Below are 21,512 nucleotides of genomic sequence, written 5' to 3' on the forward strand. Positions count from 1 at the left end.
GCGCAACCGCGCAACCGCGCAACCGCGCAACCGCGCAACCGCGCAACCGCGCAACCGCGGTGTGTAGTCTATTTTAAATCATCATTACATCATTTTATAGTATCTCAAAAACGATATGCATGGCCAGTTTTTTTGTACCCATGTATATTTTGTATTTCAGGCGGACAATCAATTCTAAAATTTAGCGTGACGATTTAGCAGAGGTGAAACGATGGGCGAATTTTTCCTTGAAGTAAAAGGTATATCGAAATCATTTCCCGGTGTACAAGCGCTTGATGATGTAAACTTTTCCGTGCGGCGAGGTGAAATTCATGTCCTGTGCGGTGAAAACGGAGCGGGAAAATCGACTTTGATGAAAATTTTGGACGGGATTCACAAAGCGGACAGCGGACAAATATTGATCGACGGAAAGCCGGTTGAAATCAATTCGCCCCGTGACGCCCGTCGGTACGGAATTGCGATGATTTTCCAAGAATGCGCCTATGTCCCCGAAATGAGTATCGCGGAAAATTTATTCCTCGGCAATTTACCGGTAAATGCATTGCATCAAGTCGATTGGAAGTATATTTATAAAAAAACGGAAGACTTGCTCGTTTCGGAAAATTTTACCGAAAATACGAAATTCGAAAACGGTGTGCATACCAAGCTGAAGAATTTATCCATATCCGATATCCAAATGCTTGAAATTATAAAGGCGATTTCAAAAGGATCGCAAGTGCTGATTATGGATGAACCGACATCGTCTCTGGCGCAAAAAGAAACGGATATGCTTCTTAAAAAAGTTATCGAATTAAAAAATAGAGGAAAAAGCATCATTTATATTTCTCACAAAATGGATGAAATTTTTAAGATTGCCGATCAAATTACGATATTCCGCGACGGTAAAGTCGTTTGTTCAAAACCCGCCTCGGACTTATCGATCGATGAAGTCATTACGCTGATGGTCGGGCGCAAGCTTTCGAATAATTATCCGAAAGAGACGGTGGAAATCGGCAGGCGGCTGCTCACCGTCAATCATTTGACGAGGAAAGGCGTCTTTTATGATATCGATTTTCATCTCGATGAAGGCGAGATCGTCGGATTTGCCGGTCTTGTCGGTGCAGGGCGAACGGAAGTCGCACGGGCGATATGCGGTTTCGATCCGATAGATTCCGGTACGATAGAGCGTGACGGTAAAGAGGTTGTGATACGCAACGTCAGCGACAGCATCGAAAACGGTATCGCGATGTGTACGGAAGATCGGCGGCGGTACGGACTCGTGCTTGTGAGAAATGTGCGGGAGAACATCAGTTTGCCGAACCTCAAAAAATTTATTTTTAAATTTCGACTCCATAAAAAAATTGAAAATAAAGCTATAAACGATCAGTGCGATTTATTAAAAATTAAAACTCCCGATATCGATTCGCCGGTTGCGCATTTGAGCGGCGGAAATCAGCAAAAGGTCGTATTGGGAAAATGGTTGCTCAAAGATTCCGCCGTATTGATTTTGGATGAACCGACGAGAGGTATAGACGTCGGTGCAAAGTATGAAATCTATAAATTTATGTCGCAAATCGTTAAGCAAAAAGGCAAGGGGATTATTATGATTTCATCCGAACTGCCGGAGCTGATCGGTATGTGCGACAGAATCTATGTTATGTGGGAGGGGCATTTGACGGGGGAAATTAAACGATCCGATTTTTCTCAGGAGCTGATTATGGAATATGCAACCGGTTTGAAAAAAGAAGTAAAGGAGGCATGAGAATGATAAACACTACAAAAAAGATTTCGAATGTCGTCAGAAAGTACAGTATTTTTGCGATCCTTGTCATCATGCTTATCATAAGCTCATTTTTAAATGAAAATTTTTTTACGGTCGCGAATTTAACGAATATCATGCGGCAAATTTCCGTTACGACTATATTGGCGTTCGGCGAAACGATGCTGATCATTGCGGGATTGATAGATCTTTCATCCGGTGCGGTGTTGGCCCTTGCAGGAGTCATATCGGTATATGTTTTTAAAATAACCGGTTCCCTATTACTTGCATTTTGTATCGGTATTTTGATCGGCGTACTTTGCAATATCGTGAGCGGGATATTTGTAAGCGCATATAAAATGCCGCCGTTTATCGCGACATTGGCGTTGACGCAGATAGCGCGCGGCGCGGCACTTTTGTTTACAAGAGGACAAAATATCTATCAAATCGATAAGTATACCGTATTCGGACAAGGTTCGCTGTTATATATTCCGATCCCCATTATTTTTATGATTTTGATGCTCGTCTTGACGTGGTATATCCTCAATCATACGCGCTTCGGCCGATCTTTGTACGCGATAGGAGGGAATGCCGAAGCTGCGAACGCATCGGGCATTAAAGTATCGAATGTAAAATTTATCTGCTTTGTCATAAACGGCGTTCTCGTCGGTTTGGCCGGCGTGTTGTTTATGTCCCGCGTCAATGCGGGTTTGCCGAATGCGGCGGCCGGTTACGAATTTGAAGCTATGACCGCGACGATCATCGGCGGTACCAGTTTTTCCGGCGGTATCGGGACGGCGACGGGAACGCTTGCAGGCGCATTTATAGTCGGATTTCTTAACAACATAATGAATCTGCTCGGAATAAATTCGTATTTGCAGCAGATAATACGCGGCTTAATCATCGCGCTCGCCGTTATTATGGATACGGTTGCAAAAAACAAACGATTGAGTCCGAAAGAGCTCGCCATAAAAGAAAAAGCGACGGAAAGCCAAGGATAATTATTGCAGGAAGTTCCTGTGATAAAAATATAGGTATCATATTTAGGAGGTTAAATATGAAAAAGGTTTTGACGGCGATGGTGTTTGCGGCAGCGTTGATACCGATGACGCTTTTTGCAAACGGACAGTCCGATTCCGGCGGCGAAAGCAAAAAAAAAGTTGTGTATATTGCCAGAGCGCAAGGAGATTCGTTTGCAGCGTGGTTGGCGAACTCCATCAGAAAGGAAGCGAAAAAATATCCGTATATCAAACTCGATATAATGGACGGCGAAGCGAACGATGCAAAAGAGAATATGCTGATTGAAAACTGTATAACAAATAAATACGATCTTATTATTTTGCAGCCGAACAACGGAGAAGCGCAAACGCCGTATGTAAAAAAAGTCGTTGCAGCAGGTATCCCCATTATTTTGACGAATCCGCGCATTCCCGGTCTTGCCGGTACGAACAGCGTCGACGCCGATCCCTATGAACAGGGTGCCGTTAATGCTCGCTTGGCGCTGAAGCAGATCCCGCGCAACGCAAAAGTCGTTGTCCTCAACGGGCCTGCAGGCAATATGCATTCGACGGCACGGCGAAAAGCATGGCAGCAGGAATTCTTCGCCAAACGTTCCGATATAAAAATCGTCGGCGAGCAGATCGCGAATTGGAATAAAGACGAAGCGATGAAATTGATGGAAGACTGGGTGCAGGCAAACGATCAAATCGATGCGGTTATTTCGATGAACGACAATATGTGTGCGGGTGCGCTTGAAGTCGTAAAGGATAATCCGAAATATAAAAAATTGCTTGCATACGGAGTTGACGGTACGGCGGAAGCTGCGCTTTTAATTCAAGAAGGACGCATGACGTCGACATCGTTCCAAAATGCCTATGCTTTGGCGGTAAAGAATATGGAGCTTGCCGATCAAATTTTGACGGGAAAGGTAACGAAACTCGTGGATTTTGATATCGATTGTCCGTTGATTACAAAAGATAACGTTAAAGATTTAATAGACGCTCATAAAGCAGCCGGGTCTTTGAAGTAAGCGGAAGACGAAGGGGCCGTTTCAAAAGTCGGTTACTTTTTCGACAGCCCCTTCGCCAGTGTTGTCATATTTATTTTAGGGAGAAATTATGAAAGCGCTCGTACTTGAATCGACAAAAAAACTCAGTTTAAGAGATTTTCCCATTACGGAAACCGTCGGGCCCTATGATGTTAAAATACGGATTAAAGCGTGCGGTATTTGCGGAAGCGACGTACATTATTATATGGAAGGCGCTATCGGCGATTTTATCGTAAAAGAGCCGATGATACTCGGTCATGAAGCTGCCGGCATCATCATAGAAAAAGGGGAAAAAGTAAAAAATCTTAATATCGGCGATCTGGTTTGTATGGAGCCGGGTATTCCCGATATGCAAGCTCCGGAAGTGCTTGAAGGAAATTATCACCTCGATCCCGATATCCGTTTTTGGGCAACGCCGCCGATTCACGGATGTTTACGTGAAACCGTCGTTCATCCCGCGCGTTTTTGTTTTAAATTACCGAAAGGCATGAGCGCGGCGGAAGGTGCCATGATGGAGCCGCTTGCAACCGGTGTCGAAGCTGCAAAAAAAGCGCGCATTGAACCCGGCGATACGGCACTCGTCGTAGGGTGCGGAACGATCGGTATAATGGTTGCTATTGCGGCCCTTGCCGGCGGTTGCAGTAAAGTGTTTATTTCCGATGTAAAACAAGAAAAACTCGATATCGCGGGCAGTTATGCGAATATTATTCCGATAAATGTAAAAAAAGAAAATCTTATTGATTTTATAATGAAAGAGACGAACGGTAAAGGTTGCGATCGTGTTTTCGAAGCATCCGGCAGTCCCGCCGTTTATCCCGATTTTTTTAAATGCACAAAACGCGGCGGAAAAGTCGTCTTGGTCGGTATGATGAACGGATTGGTTCAAATGAATGTTCCTTGGATTCAAGTACACGGTTTGAGCATCGAAACGCTGTTCAGATATACCAATCAGTTCGGTAAATCCGTTGCGCTCGTCAGCGCGGGAAAAATCGACGTAAAACGCCTCATCAGTAAAACATTTACATTCGATAAATCCGTTGAAGCGTATGAATATGCGGCGGCCGGTCATCCCGATGTCGTTAAAGTGATGATAGAACTTCCCTAAGTACAAGAGGCTGCTATGGATTTGGAATTACAAGGACGTATCGTTCTCATTACCGGCGGTTCGGTCGGCATCGGTCTCGGTGTGGCGGAAGCGTTTTTGTCGGAAAAGGCAAAAGTGGTTATATGTGCGCGGGATGCGGCTCGTATCGACAGCGTCGTTGCGGATTTAAAAGCAAAGTATAAAACGCAGGACGTGTGGGGAATTCCGTGCGACGTATCGAAGTTGAAAGATATTGAAGCCGTCGTCGTTTTTATGAAAAATACCGTCGGCGGCATCAATATTTTAATAAATAATGCCGGTACGGGCTCCGAAGAAACGAATATGGATGCACCCGATGAAAAATGGTATTATTATTGGGATTTGCATGTTATGGCAGCGATACGGCTGTGCAGGCTTTGCGTGCCATTGATGAAAAAAACTCCCGGAGAAGGAGTGATCATCAATACCGCTTCAATGTGTGCGATGCAGCCGCTGTACTATGAACCGATTTACAACGTGACAAAAGCGGCGCTCAATATGTACACGAAATGCCTTGCCGACGAATTGATTAAAGACAAGATACGGGTTATGGCCGTTTCGCCCGGTCTCGTACTGACTCCCGATTGGTATAAAACCGCGGGAATACTCAGTGAAAAAGAGGGTATAACGGTTGAGCAGTATTTCAACAGAATTGCAACGGCGATGACGCCTATCGGTCGATATGCGTCGGTGGAGGAAATAGCACAAACATACCTCTTCCTTGCTTCTTCGAAAGCGTCGTATTGTCTCGGAACGAATTTCCATATTGACGCCGGTGCTACAAAAGTGATTAACTAAAGTATATCACAGTCGAAGCTTCATCTCTTTGGCTGTGATTGTGGCTGTCCGAAAACTGCAAGCCTATCGGCTTGTTCTGAAAGGAAGTTTATCATCGTATCCGCTAAAGCGGATTGCGAATCGGTTTTTGGACAGTTTCCTTGATTTACATAGCAGGAGATCACATGAGTTTTTATATTGGCGTCGACTGCGGTACGCAGGGTACGAAAGTAATCATTTACGATGCGGAAAAGAAACGGATCGCCGCCGTCGGCAGCAGCAATCATAAACTGATTTCGGAAAACAGCGGGCTTCGTGAACAGGATCCCCGGTGGTGGATCGACGCATTGGACGCTGCGCTGCGACAGGCGCTCGCTTCGTTTTCCGAAGACAGGCATGCAATCGCTGCGATCGGCGTTTCGGGGCAGCAGCACGGGCTTGTCGTTTTGGACAAAGACAAAAACGTTCTGTATAATGCGAAGCTGTGGAACGACACGGAAACGGCGGCCGATAACGATGCCCTCGTCGAAAAAGCGGGCGGCACGGACGGCGTCATACAAAAAATCGGTACGGCGATTCCGGTCGGTTATACGGCGTCGAAACTGGTGTGGCTTAAACGCTGCAAGCCCGATATCTTTTCAAAAATCGCATACGTCATAAATCCGAAAGACTATATCAATTATTACCTTACGGGCGTTATCTGTACGGACATCGGCAGCGCTTCCGGCCTCGGTTATTTCGATGTACTGCATAAAGACTGGAATCGCGAAATGATCGATGCGATCGATTCTTCCGGTGTACTGTTATCGGCGCTCCCGCCTATCGTTTCTGACGATAAGGCTGTCGGAAGCCTCCTTCCCGATATCGCGGAAAAATACGGGCTTTCGGAAGCGTGCAAAGTTGCCGCCGGAAGCGGCGATAATATGACGGCCGCCGTCGGGACGGGGATCGTCAAAAACGGTGTCGGTACGATCAATCTCGGAACGTCCGGCGTGCTGAGCGTATACACGGATGCGGCGCCGTCACGGTATCCGTCGATCATTCAAATTCAAAACTTGATTTCGAATTCTTGGATTCCAACCGTGTGCACGATGAACGCGACATCGACGACGACGGCGATTCAAAATCTCTTTGCCCTCGACTTAAAAACCTTTGATGCGAAACTCGCTTCGTCGCATCCCGGCGCAGACGGGATACTAATGCTTCCGTTTTTTAACGGGGAACGTATGCCGCCGCTGCCGCACGCGAAAGGTTCGATCACGGGATTGACAATCGCAAATATAACACAGGAAAATATCATACGTGCGGCTGCCGAGTCGGTCGCATTCGGTTTGCGCTGGGGATACGATCTGTTAAAGGAAAAAGGAATACGATTGTATCAAATGGCTGTCGTCGGCGGCGGAAGCAACAGCGAGCCGTGGCGGCAGATCATCGCCGATGTTTTTCAAGTGGAACTCGTTTCGCCGGAAAATAAAGAAGCCGGTTCATTGGGCGCCGTGATACTCGCGATGAGCGCGTGCGGCGAAGGTGATATACAATCGTTGTGTCAAGCGCACGTCTCTTTTTCCGATAAGACGACTGTTCCGAAAAAAGAAAACGCTGCGCTGTACGAAGATGTTTACAATGCCTATCTTGCTGCACGAAAATCGTATTATGATATGTAATATATAAAGAGGTATGCAATGGAACTCATGCTCGACACGGCAAACATCGACGAAATTACGGAAGGAATCGGCTGGCTGCCGGTTTCGGGCATCACGACGAATCCGACGATCCTAAAACGCGAACGGCCTGCGGATTTTTTTGCACATTTGAAAAAAATCAAAAGCGTATGCAAAAATATCTGTCCGTTGCACGTGCAGGTTTCCAGCGGCCGCTGCGACGAAATGCTCGACGACGCCGAGCGGATTATCCGAGAACTCGGCAGCGACACTTTCGTTAAAATACCGGTTACGCAGGACGGACTTGCGGCGATAAAAGCGCTTTCTGCGACGGGACGGCACGTCACCGCGACGGCGGTGTATTCGACGGTGCAGGGCGCGCTTGCGATGATGAGCGGCGCAAACTATATCGCGGTGTACTACAACCGGATTATGAACATCGGCGGTGATCCCGACCGCGTTATCCGCGAGCTTTCCGGCTTGACCGTGTCTTCGAACGGCGATTGTAAAATTCTCGGAGCAAGCTTTAAAAATACGGGACAGCTTGTCGCCGCGTTTGTAAACGGAGCGGAAAGCTGTACGGCAAGCTGCGATATTTTAAAATCGGGAGCGAACTTTGTTTCCGTCCGCGACGCCGTGGATGCGTTCAACAGGGATTGGAAATCGATGTACGGCGACAAGACGATCGCAAAATTATAAATTTGTTAATTATCAATCCGTTGCCGTGCTTTGTTAGAGAAGCGGTGCGAACACTCGGAATATGCGGCCGATGATGCGGCGGTGAGCCGGCGTCTTTTTGTATGTCGCTTTCGTTATTTCGGTGCTTTGTGCTTTCGTTTTTTGAAAGTCGGCTTCGATCTCCGCGACGACGGGATGTTTGTAGATAAACGCGGCGTCTTCAAACTGGTCGAAGAGGCTTCGGTAATCGAGATTGACCGAGCCGACGACGGCCGTCGTATCGTCGGAGATGAACATTTTCGCGTGAATGAAGCCGGGCGTAAATTCATATACGCGCACGCCGTTTTCGACGAGCGTATTGATAAACACGCGCCCCGTGCAAAACGTGATAAAGTGATCGATCGTATGCGGAACAAGCAGCGTCACGTCGACGCCGCGCCGTGCGGCAAAGATGAGCGCGTTCATCATTTGATTATCGATGATGACGTAGGGCGTCGTTATGTGCACATACCTTTTCGCCTGCGTAATAATATAATAATATACGTTTTCCGCGATATCCTGATTATTGTAAGCGTTGTCGCTGTACGGAATGACGATTCCCGGCACGTCGTATTTTTTATAGCGCAAGTCGAGATAGGTGTTGATATCCTCTTTCGTTTCGGTGACGATATCCCAGAGTTCCAAAAACATGCCGGTAAACGAGCGCACGGCCGGCCCCGACACGCCGATAACGGTATCTTTCCAATAACCGTATTTATGCGTTTCGTTGATATATTGATCGCTTAAGTTGATGCCGCCGGTAAATGCCGTTTTCCCGTCCACAATGCAGATTTTTCGATGATCGCGATTGTTGAGATATGCGGTGAATATCGGTATGACCGGCGTAAAGATCGCCGCCTGCAAACCGAGCGATCGCAGGTATTTTTGATAGCTGCGCGGAGAAATCGGCGCACAGCCGAAGCCGTCGTACATGATGCGGATTTCGACGCCCTCTTTACGCTTTTCAACGAGGGTGTCGAGAATCGTTCCCCACATAACGCCGGGAAAAATCGCAAAGTATTCCATAAAGATGAATTTTTTTGCAGCTTTCATCGCCCGTATCATTTCGGGAAAGGCGTCTTCTCCGCTCGGATAGTACGCGATACCGGTATGCGCATACGGCAAAAAAAATGCGGAATCTTCGAGATACATTATGATATCGCGTATTTCCGGATACGGGATGTTTTCTTTTTTATGTGTGGAATTAATAATTTTCCGTGCGGCGTTTTTATCCGCGCGGGAAATCTGCTTTTGCATTTTGCTCGTCAGCGTTTGATAGTGTACTAAAATATAAAAGCAGATTCCGCTCAACGGGAAGATAAAGATCGGAAGCAGCCATGCGAGTTTGTATTCGTTTTTGCTTTCCCGGTTTATTAAAAAGACAAAAAACACGACGCTCGCACAGAGGCTGACGGCAAGGAAGTATTCTATGGACGAACCGAGCCACAGAAAAAATCCGATAAACAGCAAAAGCTGCAAAACGAGCAGCAAAATCATAAAGATGATCCTGCCGTAGATCAGCGATTGCACGATCGGCATGGTAAGCCATTTGTGATATTCGCTGTCTTTACTCCGATCGATTTTTTTTCTTCTCTTTGCCGTCATATACCCCCGATTATCGGCTTTCCGTTAATTAATAATTTTCTGAGCGGATTTCAAAAAAGCTTTGCGGATGCGCGCACACCGGGCAAACGTCGGGAGCTTTTTTCCCGACGACGATATGGCCGCAGTTCCGACATTGCCAAATTCGATCGTCGTCTCGCGAAAAGACGAGTCCGTCTTCGACGTTTTTGAGCAATTTCCGATAGCGCTCTTCGTGTGTTTTTTCGATAGCGCCGACCCCTTCAAAGAGTTGCGCGATTTTATCGAACCCTTCGTCTTTTGCGACTTTCGCAAATTCGGCGTACATATCGGTCCATTCGTAGTTTTCGCCGGCTGCAGCGATTTTTAAATTTTCCGCCGTTGTACCGATGCCGCCGTTGAGCAGCTTATACCATATTTTCGCGTGCTCTTTTTCGTTGTGCGCCGTTTCTTCAAACAGCGCGGCGATCTGTTCGTATCCGTCTTTACGCGCTTTGCTTGCAAAATAGAGATACTTCGTGTGAGCTTGCGATTCTCCCGCGAACGCCGTTTTAAGATTTTCTTCTGTCTTTGAACCTTTCAGTTGTGCCATAGCAACCTCGAATAACATAATGTGAGCCGCACGCAGCGATTTTTACCGAAACGCCCGTCGCCGCGCGAACCGTTTTTTTGCAACGCAAAAAACGGAAATGATAAAAAATTTTATCACGGCTTCGTTCAATGTACATAGCTTTTATAAATTATACTGTGAAACTTGACGTAAGAAAAGAGGCAAAGATGTCGACAATATAATAAGGCGGAATGATTTTGTATTCGGCGCACGCATTGCGCTATATTCGGTTTCAGTGTATCATAGCTGTAACAGTTGAGGGTGTTTTATGAAGATGATCGGAATCAAACTTGCGGACGGTTCGTTTTATCCGCTGCTCGAAGAAGGCGTTCCCGCAAAAAAAACGCTCGACTTGACGACGGCACGCGACAATCAAACCGCCATTATGGTCGATTTATACCGCTCGGAAACGTCTTCTATGGAAGACGCGGAGTATGCGGCGACGCTGCAGATCGACAATCTCGTCGCGCATCCGAACGGCGAGCCGGACATATCGTTTACGGTCGCTCTCGACGAAGAAAATAAGCTTTTTGCGGAAATCAACGATGGGGAATCCGGCGGGCACAATACGGTTACCGTATCGCTCGTCGAAGGTGCCTCGCCGCCGCATCCGAACGGCGGCGATCGATACGGACCTGCGATTACGTCGGGAGCTGCAATTGCGTCCGGCGGATTGATGCGCGCCGCTGCGGCGCAGGAAGACGTACCGATCGAACCGCCCGATTTCAGCGATCTCGATTTGCCGGAAGAATTGGATTTAACAAAACCGGTTTCCGAGTCTGCTTCGGATGTTTCCGATGCGGCAAATGATACCTCCGATATGTTGCCGGCAGACGATATGTTCGTGCCGCCTGAGATTTCTTCGACGGAAGAAACGGATGAAAGCGGTTCCGCTGCGGAATCATTTGATACCGTGTACGATGCGGATTTTGGCGATATCGATCTTTCGACGGCCGGTGCCGAGCTGCAGACAGAACAGGCGCTTGACGGTACTGTCGGTTCATCGGCGGCAGAAGATTCCGCAGGCATTGCGCTTGCCGATAATGCGGTGAGTGAAAGCAATGCGGCAGAATCGACTGTAGCTGCAAAATCGCCTGCAGTCGACGACAGCGACGACTTTCACTTCGATGCGGCCGACTTGCCGTCGTTCGATGAAGCTCCGTCTGCGCAAAGCGATGCCCGGGATACCGACGCGGCATCCGGCGATGATGCGTTTTCGGATGATTTTTTTGACGGTATCGATATGCCGTCAAAAAAAACCGACACTGCGACATGGAATATCGATTCGCTCGATGATCTGCAATTCGACGAAACCGATGATATACAAACAAAAGAGGGGACTACCGCTACGAAATACCAATCGGAAAAAACAATCAAAAGAAAGACAAAAGTGCCGGTGCTTATCTGCCTGTTGTGCGCATTAATCTGTGTTATTGCAACCATATTGATTTTGTTTGTGATACCGTCGAAATACAATGTGCTTTTATCGCGCGCTTCGCATGGAAGCGGCGCCGTCGTTTTGCCGCCGCGGGATACGCAGGCTCTTCCGCAGGAGACGGAGGTTTTGCCTGCAAAGACCGATGAAATCGTCGTTGCGCCGCGTGCAGAAACGGTTGCGCCCGTTCGTCCCACACCTGCTCCGAAATCGACGGGAGACGTTGCATACCGCATCAAATGGGGCGATACGTTATGGGATATAGCCGACGCGTATTATAAAAATCCGTGGCGCTATCCGCGGATCGCGCGGTACAACAATATCAAAAATCCCGATTATATCATTTCGGGAACGACGATACTCATTCCGGTAGAGTAATCGCCGTCTTGTAAAGAAGCTGTGCGGAATTCTCGGTTATTAAAATTATTAATTTGTTTTACGCTCTTCACTTTTGCCGTCGGTTTTTCGGGTTGCAGCGAAAGCGGTTTCGATTCGCTTCGCAGGCTGTACGGAGAAGATGCGAATTATTATATCGCGCTTCGGAAAAAAGCGGACGGCGAAGAAAAAGCGGCACGCCAGCTTTTTTTGCGATGCGCGAAAAAAGGCTCGTATTACGCAGCCCGCCGCAGCGCCGAAGCACTTACACAATTCGGTTCGATGCAGGATCGGCTTTCGGCGTGCGAAAAACTTTTAGCAAACTATACCGACGAAGACGCGCTTTTGATCGCGTTGCGCGAATACGAAAACGCGGGCGAGTATTCGAAAATTCTCATTTTGACGGAGCCGATCGACGTTGCGTCGTGCAGCAGCGAAATCGCCCGTATTAAATTGAACGCGTTATTTAAAAGGAACAGCCGGCGTTTTGAAGACGAAGCGTACGTATGGTACACGTCGAGGGCGATGACGCTTTCGATGAATCGGTTGTATCAGGAAACGGTAACTGAAAATCTTCAATCGGCGAAAAACAAAATTATTAATTTTCGAATCGACGTCTATAATGCGAATTACAATTCGGCGTATGAGCGCTTTTCGGACATTATCGATATCACGGTAAAAAGCAAGGCGCTGCCGCTTACGGCGCAGATCGTTTCGGACATGGGAAAGGCCTGTCTCTACGGCAGCTCGAGCTATATAAAAAATGCGAAGATTTTCAGCGATATTGCGGCACATGAAAAGAACGATGCGGCCGTCGTCTACAATGCGTATTTTTATGCCGGCCGGCTCTACGATAAAGCCGATTCCGATTACGCGGCGGCGGCGGATCGTTTTGTCCGTGCCATGGACTGTGCGCCGACCGGTGCGCAGTACGACAATGCGCTGTGGTATCTCTTGAACGCCAGTCTGCGCGTTTCGGTCGATACTTCGATAGACGTGTTTAAAATCCATCGCGCAAAGATCGACAATCCTTCGTACTTCGACGATTTTTTCGAGCTCTTTGCGCCGCTGCTCCTTTCGCAATCGCGCTGGAGCGATTTTAAAAAAGTATACGACGCTATCGACGGCTACGCATCGGATGTGTCCGTCGGCCGCTTTGCGTATCTTTACGGACGGCTCGTGCAGGAAGGTTTGATTGCATCCGGCGAGCCGCGAACGGAAGCCGATAACGCGTTTCGTCGCGTGCTTTCGCTCGATTGCGATCTTTATTATAAAGCGCTTGCGACGGCAAAACTCGATCTCAACAGAGAAGAGGCGAAAGCTGCGCTGTATCGAACAAAAATTAATAAAAATTTTATAAAGGACGAAGCCGCCGAGCGGCTGCTTGCGGGCTATGCGCTTTTCGGATTGCCGGAAAAAATTTATCCAGAATGGCTTGCGTTTACTTCCGGTGGTAAAGCGATAAGTGTCGAATGCACCGTTACCCTTTCGGATTTTTTAAATAAAGGGGCGTCGGGTACGGACGAATATTATACGCAGAGCCTTCGGATCGTCGCAAAAACGGCTGCGGAAAGCGATATGCCGTTCGGCGAAGACGCATACCGACTTTTATACCCGCGCAATTATGTGAAAGAGGTTTCCGCTTCGTGCGAAGCGTTCGGTATCGACGAGGCGATTTTGTACGCGCTCATCCGCACGGAAAGCTTTTTCAGCAATAATGTCATAAGCGCAGCGGGCGCGCGCGGTTTAACGCAGCTCATGGATTTGACGGCGGATGAAATCGCAATGCGCTTGAAACGAAGCGATTACAATTTGCTCGATCCTGCGACGAATATCGAATTCGGCGCGTATTATCTCGCATATCTTACGAAGCGGCTCGACGGTTCGCCGCTCACCGCATTTTTCGCATACAATGCGGGAATCGGGCGGGTACGCCGCTGGATGAATAATTCGCATTTGGAACTCGGCCGACATACGGCAAGCGATTTGTTTCTTGAAACGATTCCGTATTCGGAAACGCGCGATTACGGACGAAAGCTTATCTCCGCTTCGGCGATGTACGGTATTTTATACTACGATACGCCGGTTCAAACCGTTGTGAAAAAAATCACAAATCGATAAAATTACAGTATATTTATAGTATTAGGTTGAATGACGAAGTTTGAAAGTATCGGTTAAATAAACTCATGCTTTCGGTGATAACCCGTCGGCACCGCTAGGAGATCGTATGGCAAACGAAAGACTTGAAGCTTCGATAAAAGAAGCGCTCGATATGTTCCGCCCGCAGCTGCAGGCTGACGGCGGTGATATGGAATATATTTCCTTGGATGAACAGAACCGCGTTCATTTAAAATTGGTCGGAGCCTGCGGCAGCTGTCCCATGGCGATGATGACGCTTAAAATGGGCGTCGAGCGATATCTCAAAGACGCGTGTCCGGAAGTAACGGAAGTCGTTCAGGATATGGATTGAGGAATCGAATATGTGCATTGCAAAAAACAGAATGGTAAAAATACACTATACGCTGAAAGATTCCGACGGCGTGTTGATCGATTCGTCTTCAGGGCTTGCTCCCTTCGAATACCTGCACGGAAACGGCAATCTGATTCCGGGACTCGAAGCGGAACTTGAAGGCAAAAATCCCGGCGATGCGTTTACGGTAACGGTTTTGCCGAAAGACGGTTACGGCGAATACGATCCGAAGCTGCACATAGAAGTGCCGCGCGATCAGTTCGACAACGGATCTCCGCTTGAAGTCGGTATGAAATTTCAAGCTCAGACTGCCGGCGGTCCCATGACGGTGACGATACAAAATATTACGGACAACACCGTTACCGTAGACGGTAACCACGAATTGGCGGGAAAGACGCTCGTATTCGATATTAAGGTTGTCGACGTGCGCGAAGCGACGGACGAAGAGCTCATGCCCGAGATGTCCGGTTGCGGCAGGAGCTGCAACGGAGGATGCGGAGGCTGCAGCGGCGGGTGCGGTTGATCGCGGTAATCCGAACGACCGCCGGCGTCACACTATGCCGAGCGCGCCGCACAGCGTTTTGAAATTTTCTTCTTCGGAAACGGCGTCGAGCGGAACGATCGTATCGACAAAGGATCGATAGCGCGCCGTCCGCTCGGTAAAAACGTCGTGAAAGACAGCGCGCACTTCTTCTTCGGTTTTCGGTTCTTTACGCGCGATATATGCGGGCAGATTTGCGATCGAGCCGTCGTCGTTGAACTTTATCTTTTCCAAAATCCTGTCGAATGCGATTTCTTCGGAAACTTCGAGAAAAATAAACGTTCCCAAATCACGCAAACGCATCAGCGCCGGAGCGTTGTCGCATATACCGCCGCCGGTCGCGATGACGATCTTTTTACCGGTACATTTTTTTTCGAGTACGCGGCAGATTTTTTCTTCGGCGCTCATGAATTTTTCCGGCCCGTAATCGAAGTATATTTGACGCGGCGTAAAACCCGTTTGCGTTGTGATGATCTCATCGATATCGACAAAGGGAAAAGAAAGTTTTTTTGCGAGGAGACGGCCTTGCGTCGTTTTTCCCGAATGTTTTATGCCGAAGAGGATGTATGCCGGATCAGGAGATGTTGTCATGCCGTCAGTATATTGCTTGTAATTGCAAAAGTCCATAACTTGCAGTATGCTTTTTATATGAATATCTACGCGCCGCTTGCGCTTTGCTTTGTTCCTCTCCTTATCATATTTTTGCCGATACACCGCTTCGGTCGCGTCGGGATAATCTCGATGCTGTATGCGGTGCTGCTCGGCTTGCTGGCTGTAGCGCCTATTTCGATTTTACAGTTTTACGCGGCGGATATTCCGTTTTTGCATTCCGATGATTGGATTACGCAGCTTTTACGCGCGATTTTGTTTAACGGACTCATCGAAGAATTTATTAAAATGATCGTCATGTTGTTTTTGCCGTCAAAGCGGCTGTCGCTCGGAAAGTTTTTTATGTGCGCGTGTATCTGCGGTATGAGTTTGGGCTGTTTTGAATCGGCGATTTATTTTTTGCAGCACTTGCAGCAGGCGAATACGATAGGTGCGCATCTCATCTACGTTCAGCTGTTTGAGCGAATGTTTACGAGCGATGCGGTGCATACTTTGTGTGCGGGATTGAGCGCTTTGTTTATTCGATCGGTAAAGCGGATGCGGATCGACATCGCCGCACTTTTGTTTGCGCCGCTGCTGCACGGTCTATACGATTTTTTCGCACTTTACGACGATTTTAAATGGTTTTCTATCGCGGCTATTTTATTTTTGGCCGTTCAATGCAGAATCAGCTATAGGATGCAATCGGACGAAAAGCAAAAAGCGGGTATAAGGTCGAAAGCAAAAAAGACGGCGGAAAAAGAGATGACGAAAAAGGAAAACTCCGCGAAAAAATTGAAGGTTCGGTAAAGCGGAAAAAACGCTGATTAACGCAGCGGTCGACGCGTAAAACGAGAGACCTTGAGCGTGTGTATTTATTGCAAGCGGCGCGGGAATCTTTGTATTGTTATGGTACGGATGTCGCATCGCAGCGTTGCAAAACCGCTGCAGAGGTTTGCAAAAACTATACCGGCGAGCGGTATATGGATTACCTCGCACGGTCATCGTTCGTGTTGACTTTCCGCATCCTTGCGATACAATGACGTGTGGAGGCATCGCGTTATGAAATTGACAAGCACGGCGTTTGCCGACGGCGAAAAACTGCCGAAAGAATTTGCAAAAATGGGGGCGAACCGCATTCCACCGCTGAAAATCGAAGGAGTGCCGAACGGGGCAAAGAGCCTTGCCCTTATCATGCACGATCCCGACGCACCGTGTGCGGGAGGATTTTATCATTGGACACTGTGGAACATTCCGCCCGAGACGACGGCGATCGGAGACGGAACCGTTCCTCGCGGCGCCGTAGAAGGAAAGACGAGCTGGGGTACGAGCGGCTACAACGGGCCGCAGCCGCCGTTCGGTACGCATCGTTATATCTTTTACCTGTATGCGCTTGACGCGACGATCGATCTTCGCCCGGGCAGCGACGTCAAAGCGCTCAAAGATGCGATCTCCGGACACGAAATCGAAAGCGCATCGCTCACCGGTATGTTCGGCGCGCTGGATAATTTCAGAAAATAGCTTTACGCGCGCGATCGAATCGACATACTTCGACGCAAAGCGACGGGGTATTAAATCCTCCGTACGAATAAAAAACGCGGCGCCCCTTTCAAAAAAGCAAAACGCCGCGTTTTTTTTATGACTGTCAGCATACGAGCGGAGAAGGCTGTCAGCTGTTATAAGCTTTCACCATCCACGCCAATTTTTGATATTCTTTTGTAAAACCGTTGAATATGTCGGCCGTCACGCCGTCGCCTTCTTTTTCCGCAAGTTCGACGATTTCTTTCGAATCTTTGATCCAATAGTCGGTGTCGGAAACGAGGGCGCGGATCGTCTCGTCGGCGGATTTCGGACCGCCGTCCAATTCTTTGATCGTCGCCATCGCGAGCGCTTCTTTCATATTTGAAACGGGATTGCCGCCGAGTGCGAGAATGCGTTCGGCAACTTCATCGAGGATGTCGTTCGCTTCGTCGTACAACTCTTCGAGTTTTGCATGAAGGGTAAAAAACTGAGTACCCTTTAAGTTCCAATGGAGATTATGTTTTTTGACATAATCGATCATCTGATTTGCAAGATACAGATTTAATTTTGATTCCAATTCTTTTGTCATATAAACCTCGTATTAAAAAACGTTTGAGTTTTATGCAATTTCAAAAAATTGCACTACGCTAACTTCATTTAAAATAATAAAAAAAACGGCAATCGTCAACCGTTCATTAAGGATAAGCGTGCGAGGTACTTGAACAGCAGGGATACTTTACCGTACATTTAAAGGGGGTGCGCGATGGCGAATGATTACGGTGTTCAGTCTATTGAACGGGCATTGGATATCATCGAAGCGGTAGCGGCAAATAAAAATTCCGCCGTACTGACGAAAATCGCCGAAAAAGTAGGTCTGCATAAAAGTACGGCATACCGCATTATTTCGACGCTGCTCAAGCGCGGTTATTTAAAAAAGAATGAAGACGGTACATATAAAATCGGATTGAAGCTTATCGAAGCGGTGAGCTATTATATCGACAGTTTGGAGCTACAAACGGAAGTGCGTCCGTACATCGCACAGATTACGGCAAAGTTCGGGCTTACGTCGCATTTGGGCATTTTGGAAGGCGATAAAGTAGTTTATATCGAAAAGATGGATATATTTTCGAATATCAAATTGTATTCGCAAATCGGACTGCGTATGCATGCATACTGTTCTTCGCTCGGCAAGTGCCTTTTGGCAAATTATTCCAACACACAGCTCCGATCGATTATGGGAAGAACCGAATTCACGCGTTTTACTCCGAATACGATTACGACGATTGAAGCGCTGCAAAAAGAAATCGATTCGGTCAGGCAGCGGGGCTGGGCGATCGACAACGAAGAATTCGAAATCGGACACCGCTGTATCGGCGCGCCGGTATACGATTATCGGGGCGATATAATCGCGGCAATAAGCGCAAGCGGCAGCACGAGTATACTCACCGACGAGCGGATTCCCGAAATAGTCGAATACCTAAAACAAACCGCCGCGGAGATTTCTCAAAATATGGGCTACGTTCCGTAAGACGGCGTTCATAAAAAAGGCGCTCGCGGATTTTATCCGAAAGCGCCTTTCGGAATTTTTATAAATTTTTTTTAACTTTTTATTTTACGCTTCAATAATATTTTTCAGCACGACGGTTTTTACCTTCGTCATTTCGTTGAACGTGGACATGACGCCTTCAGTGCCGATGCCGCTGTGCTTCCACCCGCCGAAGGGCATTTCAAACGAGCGATAAAAACTCGCTCCGTTGATAACCGCTTCACCCGCTTCCATCGCGTTTGCGATTTTAAACGCGCGTTTTTGATCGCGTGAAAATACGCAGCTTGATAAACCGAATACGGAATTGTTTGCGATTTCGATCGCTTCGGCATCGGTATCGAATCCGATAATCGGTACGACAGGACCGAATATTTCCATGTCTTTTGCGACATCGGCCGTTTTCGGAACATCCGTGATGACCGTCGGTTCGTAAAAAGCGCCGTTGCGTTTTCCGCCCAAAACGATTTTGCCGCCCTGTTCGACGGTTTTTTGCACTTGCTTTTCAACCTGTATCGCCGCTTTTTCGCTGATAAGGCAGGCGATTTTCGTATCTTCGTCGGCAGGATCACCGAATTTCAGCTGCTTTATTCTTGCAACGGTTTTCTTTGCGAATTCGTCTTTCAGCGAATTGTGAATGATAAAGCGCTTGCTTGCGCAGCATACCTGTCCGGTATTGTACATGCGCCCCCACACGAGCTCTTCGACCGCCAAATCGACGTCTCCGTCGTCCAGCACGATGAACGCATCGTTTCCGCCCAATTCAAGCGCCGTGTGCGTAAGGTTTGCGGCCGCCTTTATCGCCGAATCGATTCCGACTTCGGTGCTTCCCGTCAACGTAACCAAGCCGACCCGCTTGTCGGAAACGGCGTAACTTTTTACGGAGCCGGGAGCCGTAACGCACTGGATTGCACCGTCGGGTACGCCCGCTTCGACGAGCAGTTCCGTCAGCCGCATCAATGTCAACGGATTGTCGGATGAAGGCAGGACGAGCGCGGCGTTGCCCATCATCAAAGCCGGAGCGACTTTTTGGTCGAACAGGTCGCACGGGAAGTTGAACGGAATGATGCACACGACGACGCCGACCGGCTCTCTGAGCACTAGCTGCATCGTTGTCTGCTGTCCCGCTTCCGTTCCCTGCGGAATGATCGTGCCGTAAAAGTGTTTTGCCCGCTCGATAAATCCGCTGAAGCCGATCGTAACGTTTCCGATTTCGGCTCTCGCTTCGGTTATGGGTTTGCCGTTTTCGCTCGACAAAAGCCGTGCCAAATCTTCGTGCGATTTTTGCACCAAGCTCAAAAACTTATACAACACTTCGGCACGTTTGAAGACAGGTACTTTCGCCCATTCTTTTTGTCCGCGTACGGCCGCAGCGATTGCCGCATCCAAATCTTTTTCGTTTGCGCGCGGGACACTGTCGATCACTTTGCCGGTCGCAGGCGCGATTACGTCAAAGGTTTGACCGCTCGCGCTGTCGGTCTTTTTTCCGTTGATAATCATCTTCATAGTTGTTACCTCTCGTTAACTCACTTTTCACCGAACGCCGTAAAGGACAGCATAAGGCCGCCGCAGGTATTGCGTCCGTCGTCTTCGTAACCGTATTCGCCGAACGTAAATTCGACGATAAACGGAATCGTTCCCGCCTCTTTTTTAATCGCTGCGGTCAATTCGTTTATCCGCTCTCCGATTCCGATCCGCCTGCCGCCGCAGTGAACCAAATGGAAACCGGCTATCGGCCCTTTCATTTTCGCTTTTAAGTCGGCAAGAGCCGTACTCACGGCTTTTATTAAACCGTCCGTATTGCTTTCGAGGAGGGCTATCGCCGTTCCGACCGCAAGATTGTTTCCTACTGCGATTGAACCGTCGGCATTGCCGTTCATCGGGTGACGCACCGCGATCAAATCGCCTAAGGGATCTTTTACTCCGAGCGGATTCGTAATGGAACGCACGAGCAGATTGCCGCCTTCCGTATCTTTTGTGCTCGCACCTGTCCATTCGCGGTACTGTTCAATCGCCGGTTTTCCGTTGATTTCCACGAGGGTACGCTCTTTTGCGATTTTGGTGATAACGCCGTATTTACCGGTTTCACTGTAGCCGCCGGTATATTTGTTTGCAAAGGCGGCTTTCGTATAGAAAAAAGCAAGGGCTGCACCGTCGCCGGTTATCGTTTTGTCGGCAAACAGCTTCCATTCGCCTGCGAGCGTATTGTCCGCCGCGCTGCCGCCGAAAAGCGGTACTCTTCCCACAACGTCGGAAACACCTTTCAGATAGTATTCTTCTTCGCCGGGAGGCGCGACCATATACATATAGGCGGGCGCTTCCTTTTTACCGGCAGCGGCGAGCGCCTTTTCCGCCAATTTCCGTCCCGTTTCCCGCGCACTTCCGCTCTTTGCCAAGCCCGCCGTTCCGACCGTCAAATCGGTATCCGACAGCGCCATGATTCCGACAAAGCCTTTTTCGCCGGTAACAAACCCGTCTTGCGTGACGACGCCGGAAAACGACGTGTTTCCGATCAACGGCACTCCCGGAAGTTCTTCGCCGATCGCTTTCAATAACGCCTGTTGATCATACGAAACGCCGCTGTATACAAATACAAGTTTCAGATCGTGCAGCGCGTCTTTTACTTTCCGTGCGCATTCCTTTCCTGCCAGAGCCGCATCGGCATTATTGCTGCTCGCAGTCCGTATTCGTAACATAGCAACCTCCTGTAAAAACTTTTATGCTCAATTTCGAGTTTTCTAAAACTCGAAATTTTCCATCCGTTTCGCGTATTAACTGAATGGCG

20 protein-coding genes are annotated in these 21,512 nt (G+C 48.3%); 14 read left to right on the forward strand and 6 right to left on the reverse strand.

Features of this window, described 5'->3' with window-relative positions; all coding sequences use genetic code 11:
• Nucleotides 1–211 precede the first annotated feature (211 nt).
• From IZU26_RS06210 to IZU26_RS06240, 7 genes are all read left to right on the forward strand, one after another.
• The gene (locus IZU26_RS06210) at nt 212–1,741 is read left to right on the forward strand and encodes a sugar ABC transporter ATP-binding protein (RefSeq protein ID WP_433277592.1); all 1,530 of its coding nucleotides are present in this window, start codon (nt 212–214) and stop codon (nt 1,739–1,741) included.
• A 2-nt stretch (nt 1,742–1,743) separates the two neighbouring features.
• Complete coding sequence (locus IZU26_RS06215) at nt 1,744–2,739, forward strand: ABC transporter permease (RefSeq protein ID WP_433277594.1); 996 nt, start codon at nt 1,744–1,746, stop codon at nt 2,737–2,739.
• 56 nt (nt 2,740–2,795) lie between these two features.
• A complete protein-coding gene (locus IZU26_RS06220) occupies nt 2,796–3,767 on the forward strand; it encodes a sugar ABC transporter substrate-binding protein (protein WP_433277596.1) in 972 nt (323 codons plus the stop codon).
• Between the two features lie 88 nt (nt 3,768–3,855).
• Nucleotides 3,856–4,890, forward strand: a complete 1,035-nt coding sequence (locus tag IZU26_RS06225) for an NAD(P)-dependent alcohol dehydrogenase (RefSeq protein ID WP_277056757.1) — start codon at nt 3,856–3,858, stop codon at nt 4,888–4,890.
• A 15-nt stretch (nt 4,891–4,905) separates the two neighbouring features.
• Nucleotides 4,906–5,706, forward strand: a complete 801-nt coding sequence (locus tag IZU26_RS06230) for an SDR family NAD(P)-dependent oxidoreductase (protein ID WP_433277599.1) — start codon at nt 4,906–4,908, stop codon at nt 5,704–5,706.
• A gap of 164 nt (nt 5,707–5,870) precedes the next feature.
• Complete coding sequence (gene xylB, locus IZU26_RS06235; RefSeq protein ID WP_433277601.1) at nt 5,871–7,349, forward strand: xylulokinase; 1,479 nt, start codon at nt 5,871–5,873, stop codon at nt 7,347–7,349.
• Nucleotides 7,350–7,367: 18 nt separating this feature from the next.
• Entirely contained in the window at nt 7,368–8,045 is a 678-nt protein-coding gene (locus IZU26_RS06240) for a fructose-6-phosphate aldolase (RefSeq protein ID WP_433277603.1), read from the forward strand.
• A 33-nt stretch (nt 8,046–8,078) separates the two neighbouring features.
• Here the strand turns inward: IZU26_RS06240 and cls are convergent, their stop codons facing one another.
• On the reverse strand, nt 8,079–9,668 hold the full coding sequence (gene cls, locus IZU26_RS06245) for a cardiolipin synthase (protein WP_433277605.1): 1,590 nt from the start codon (nt 9,666–9,668) through the stop codon (nt 8,079–8,081).
• A 28-nt stretch (nt 9,669–9,696) separates the two neighbouring features.
• The gene (gene rbr / locus IZU26_RS06250; protein ID WP_433277606.1) at nt 9,697–10,236 is read right to left on the reverse strand and encodes a rubrerythrin; all 540 of its coding nucleotides are present in this window, start codon (nt 10,234–10,236) and stop codon (nt 9,697–9,699) included.
• A gap of 286 nt (nt 10,237–10,522) precedes the next feature.
• Between rbr and IZU26_RS06255 the strand changes: the two genes are divergently transcribed.
• From IZU26_RS06255 to IZU26_RS06270, 4 genes are all read left to right on the forward strand, one after another.
• Nucleotides 10,523–12,067, forward strand: a complete 1,545-nt coding sequence (locus IZU26_RS06255; protein WP_433277608.1) for a LysM peptidoglycan-binding domain-containing protein — start codon at nt 10,523–10,525, stop codon at nt 12,065–12,067.
• A 21-nt stretch (nt 12,068–12,088) separates the two neighbouring features.
• A complete protein-coding gene (locus IZU26_RS06260; RefSeq protein WP_433277610.1) occupies nt 12,089–14,185 on the forward strand; it encodes a flagellar assembly lytic transglycosylase in 2,097 nt (698 codons plus the stop codon).
• 106 nt (nt 14,186–14,291) lie between these two features.
• Nucleotides 14,292–14,534, forward strand: a complete 243-nt coding sequence (locus tag IZU26_RS06265) for a NifU family protein (RefSeq protein ID WP_021329614.1) — start codon at nt 14,292–14,294, stop codon at nt 14,532–14,534.
• Nucleotides 14,535–14,544: 10 nt separating this feature from the next.
• Complete coding sequence (locus tag IZU26_RS06270; protein WP_021329646.1) at nt 14,545–15,057, forward strand: FKBP-type peptidyl-prolyl cis-trans isomerase; 513 nt, start codon at nt 14,545–14,547, stop codon at nt 15,055–15,057.
• A 27-nt stretch (nt 15,058–15,084) separates the two neighbouring features.
• Here the strand turns inward: IZU26_RS06270 and IZU26_RS06275 are convergent, their stop codons facing one another.
• Nucleotides 15,085–15,666: a shikimate kinase gene (locus IZU26_RS06275; protein ID WP_433277613.1), complete on the reverse strand. Its 582-nt coding sequence runs from the start codon at nt 15,664–15,666 to the stop codon at nt 15,085–15,087.
• Between the two features lie 57 nt (nt 15,667–15,723).
• On the opposite strand from IZU26_RS06275, the gene IZU26_RS06280 reads away from it, so the two are divergent.
• Nucleotides 15,724–16,473, forward strand: a complete 750-nt coding sequence (locus IZU26_RS06280; protein ID WP_310822495.1) for a PrsW family glutamic-type intramembrane protease — start codon at nt 15,724–15,726, stop codon at nt 16,471–16,473.
• A gap of 252 nt (nt 16,474–16,725) precedes the next feature.
• Nucleotides 16,726–17,184 carry a YbhB/YbcL family Raf kinase inhibitor-like protein gene (locus IZU26_RS06285; RefSeq protein ID WP_433277615.1) on the forward strand — a complete coding sequence of 153 codons (459 nt, stop codon included), beginning with the start codon at nt 16,726–16,728 and terminating at the stop codon, nt 17,182–17,184.
• 148 nt (nt 17,185–17,332) lie between these two features.
• Here IZU26_RS06285 and IZU26_RS06290 read toward each other — a convergent pair whose 3' ends face one another.
• On the reverse strand, nt 17,333–17,773 hold the full coding sequence (locus tag IZU26_RS06290) for a Dps family protein (protein ID WP_433277617.1): 441 nt from the start codon (nt 17,771–17,773) through the stop codon (nt 17,333–17,335).
• 174 nt (nt 17,774–17,947) lie between these two features.
• Here IZU26_RS06290 and IZU26_RS06295 point away from each other — a divergent pair, with 174 nt between their 5' ends.
• Nucleotides 17,948–18,712, forward strand: coding sequence for an IclR family transcriptional regulator (locus IZU26_RS06295; protein WP_433277619.1), 765 nt, complete (start codon nt 17,948–17,950; stop codon nt 18,710–18,712).
• 84 nt (nt 18,713–18,796) lie between these two features.
• Here the strand turns inward: IZU26_RS06295 and IZU26_RS06300 are convergent, their stop codons facing one another.
• Together IZU26_RS06300 and IZU26_RS06305 are read right to left on the reverse strand one after the other, a co-directional pair.
• Complete coding sequence (locus IZU26_RS06300) at nt 18,797–20,233, reverse strand: aldehyde dehydrogenase family protein (protein ID WP_433277621.1); 1,437 nt, start codon at nt 20,231–20,233, stop codon at nt 18,797–18,799.
• Between the two features lie 20 nt (nt 20,234–20,253).
• Nucleotides 20,254–21,423 (reverse strand): FIST signal transduction protein, encoded by a 1,170-nt coding sequence (locus IZU26_RS06305; protein ID WP_433277623.1) that lies wholly within the window; start codon nt 21,421–21,423, stop codon nt 20,254–20,256.
• Between the last annotated feature and the right edge of the window lie 89 nt (nt 21,424–21,512).

This window comes from Treponema sp. SP13 (genome assembly GCF_050938355.1).
Classification (GTDB): domain Bacteria; phylum Spirochaetota; class Spirochaetia; order Treponematales; family Treponemataceae; genus Treponema_D; species Treponema_D socranskii.

Bases quoted from the DNA above. Each gene is read 5' to 3' on its own strand.
- IZU26_RS06210 (WP_433277592.1), top strand. From the start codon at position 212: ATGGGCGAATTTTTCCTTGAAGTAAAAGGTATATCGAAATCATTTCCC.
- IZU26_RS06215 (WP_433277594.1), top strand. From the start codon at position 1,744: ATGATAAACACTACAAAAAAGATTTCGAATGTCGTCAGAAAGTACAGT.
- IZU26_RS06220 (WP_433277596.1), top strand. From the start codon at position 2,796: ATGAAAAAGGTTTTGACGGCGATGGTGTTTGCGGCAGCGTTGATACCG.
- IZU26_RS06225 (WP_277056757.1), top strand. From the start codon at position 3,856: ATGAAAGCGCTCGTACTTGAATCGACAAAAAAACTCAGTTTAAGAGAT.
- IZU26_RS06230 (WP_433277599.1), top strand. From the start codon at position 4,906: ATGGATTTGGAATTACAAGGACGTATCGTTCTCATTACCGGCGGTTCG.
- xylB (WP_433277601.1), top strand. From the start codon at position 5,871: ATGAGTTTTTATATTGGCGTCGACTGCGGTACGCAGGGTACGAAAGTA.
- IZU26_RS06240 (WP_433277603.1), top strand. From the start codon at position 7,368: ATGGAACTCATGCTCGACACGGCAAACATCGACGAAATTACGGAAGGA.
- cls (WP_433277605.1), bottom strand. From the start codon at position 9,668: ATGACGGCAAAGAGAAGAAAAAAAATCGATCGGAGTAAAGACAGCGAA.
- rbr (WP_433277606.1), bottom strand. From the start codon at position 10,236: ATGGCACAACTGAAAGGTTCAAAGACAGAAGAAAATCTTAAAACGGCG.
- IZU26_RS06255 (WP_433277608.1), top strand. From the start codon at position 10,523: ATGAAGATGATCGGAATCAAACTTGCGGACGGTTCGTTTTATCCGCTG.
- IZU26_RS06265 (WP_021329614.1), top strand. From the start codon at position 14,292: ATGGCAAACGAAAGACTTGAAGCTTCGATAAAAGAAGCGCTCGATATG.
- IZU26_RS06270 (WP_021329646.1), top strand. From the start codon at position 14,545: ATGTGCATTGCAAAAAACAGAATGGTAAAAATACACTATACGCTGAAA.
- IZU26_RS06275 (WP_433277613.1), bottom strand. From the start codon at position 15,666: ATGACAACATCTCCTGATCCGGCATACATCCTCTTCGGCATAAAACAT.
- IZU26_RS06280 (WP_310822495.1), top strand. From the start codon at position 15,724: ATGAATATCTACGCGCCGCTTGCGCTTTGCTTTGTTCCTCTCCTTATC.
- IZU26_RS06285 (WP_433277615.1), top strand. From the start codon at position 16,726: ATGAAATTGACAAGCACGGCGTTTGCCGACGGCGAAAAACTGCCGAAA.
- IZU26_RS06290 (WP_433277617.1), bottom strand. From the start codon at position 17,773: ATGACAAAAGAATTGGAATCAAAATTAAATCTGTATCTTGCAAATCAG.
- IZU26_RS06295 (WP_433277619.1), top strand. From the start codon at position 17,948: ATGGCGAATGATTACGGTGTTCAGTCTATTGAACGGGCATTGGATATC.
- IZU26_RS06300 (WP_433277621.1), bottom strand. From the start codon at position 20,233: ATGAAGATGATTATCAACGGAAAAAAGACCGACAGCGCGAGCGGTCAA.
- IZU26_RS06305 (WP_433277623.1), bottom strand. From the start codon at position 21,423: ATGTTACGAATACGGACTGCGAGCAGCAATAATGCCGATGCGGCTCTG.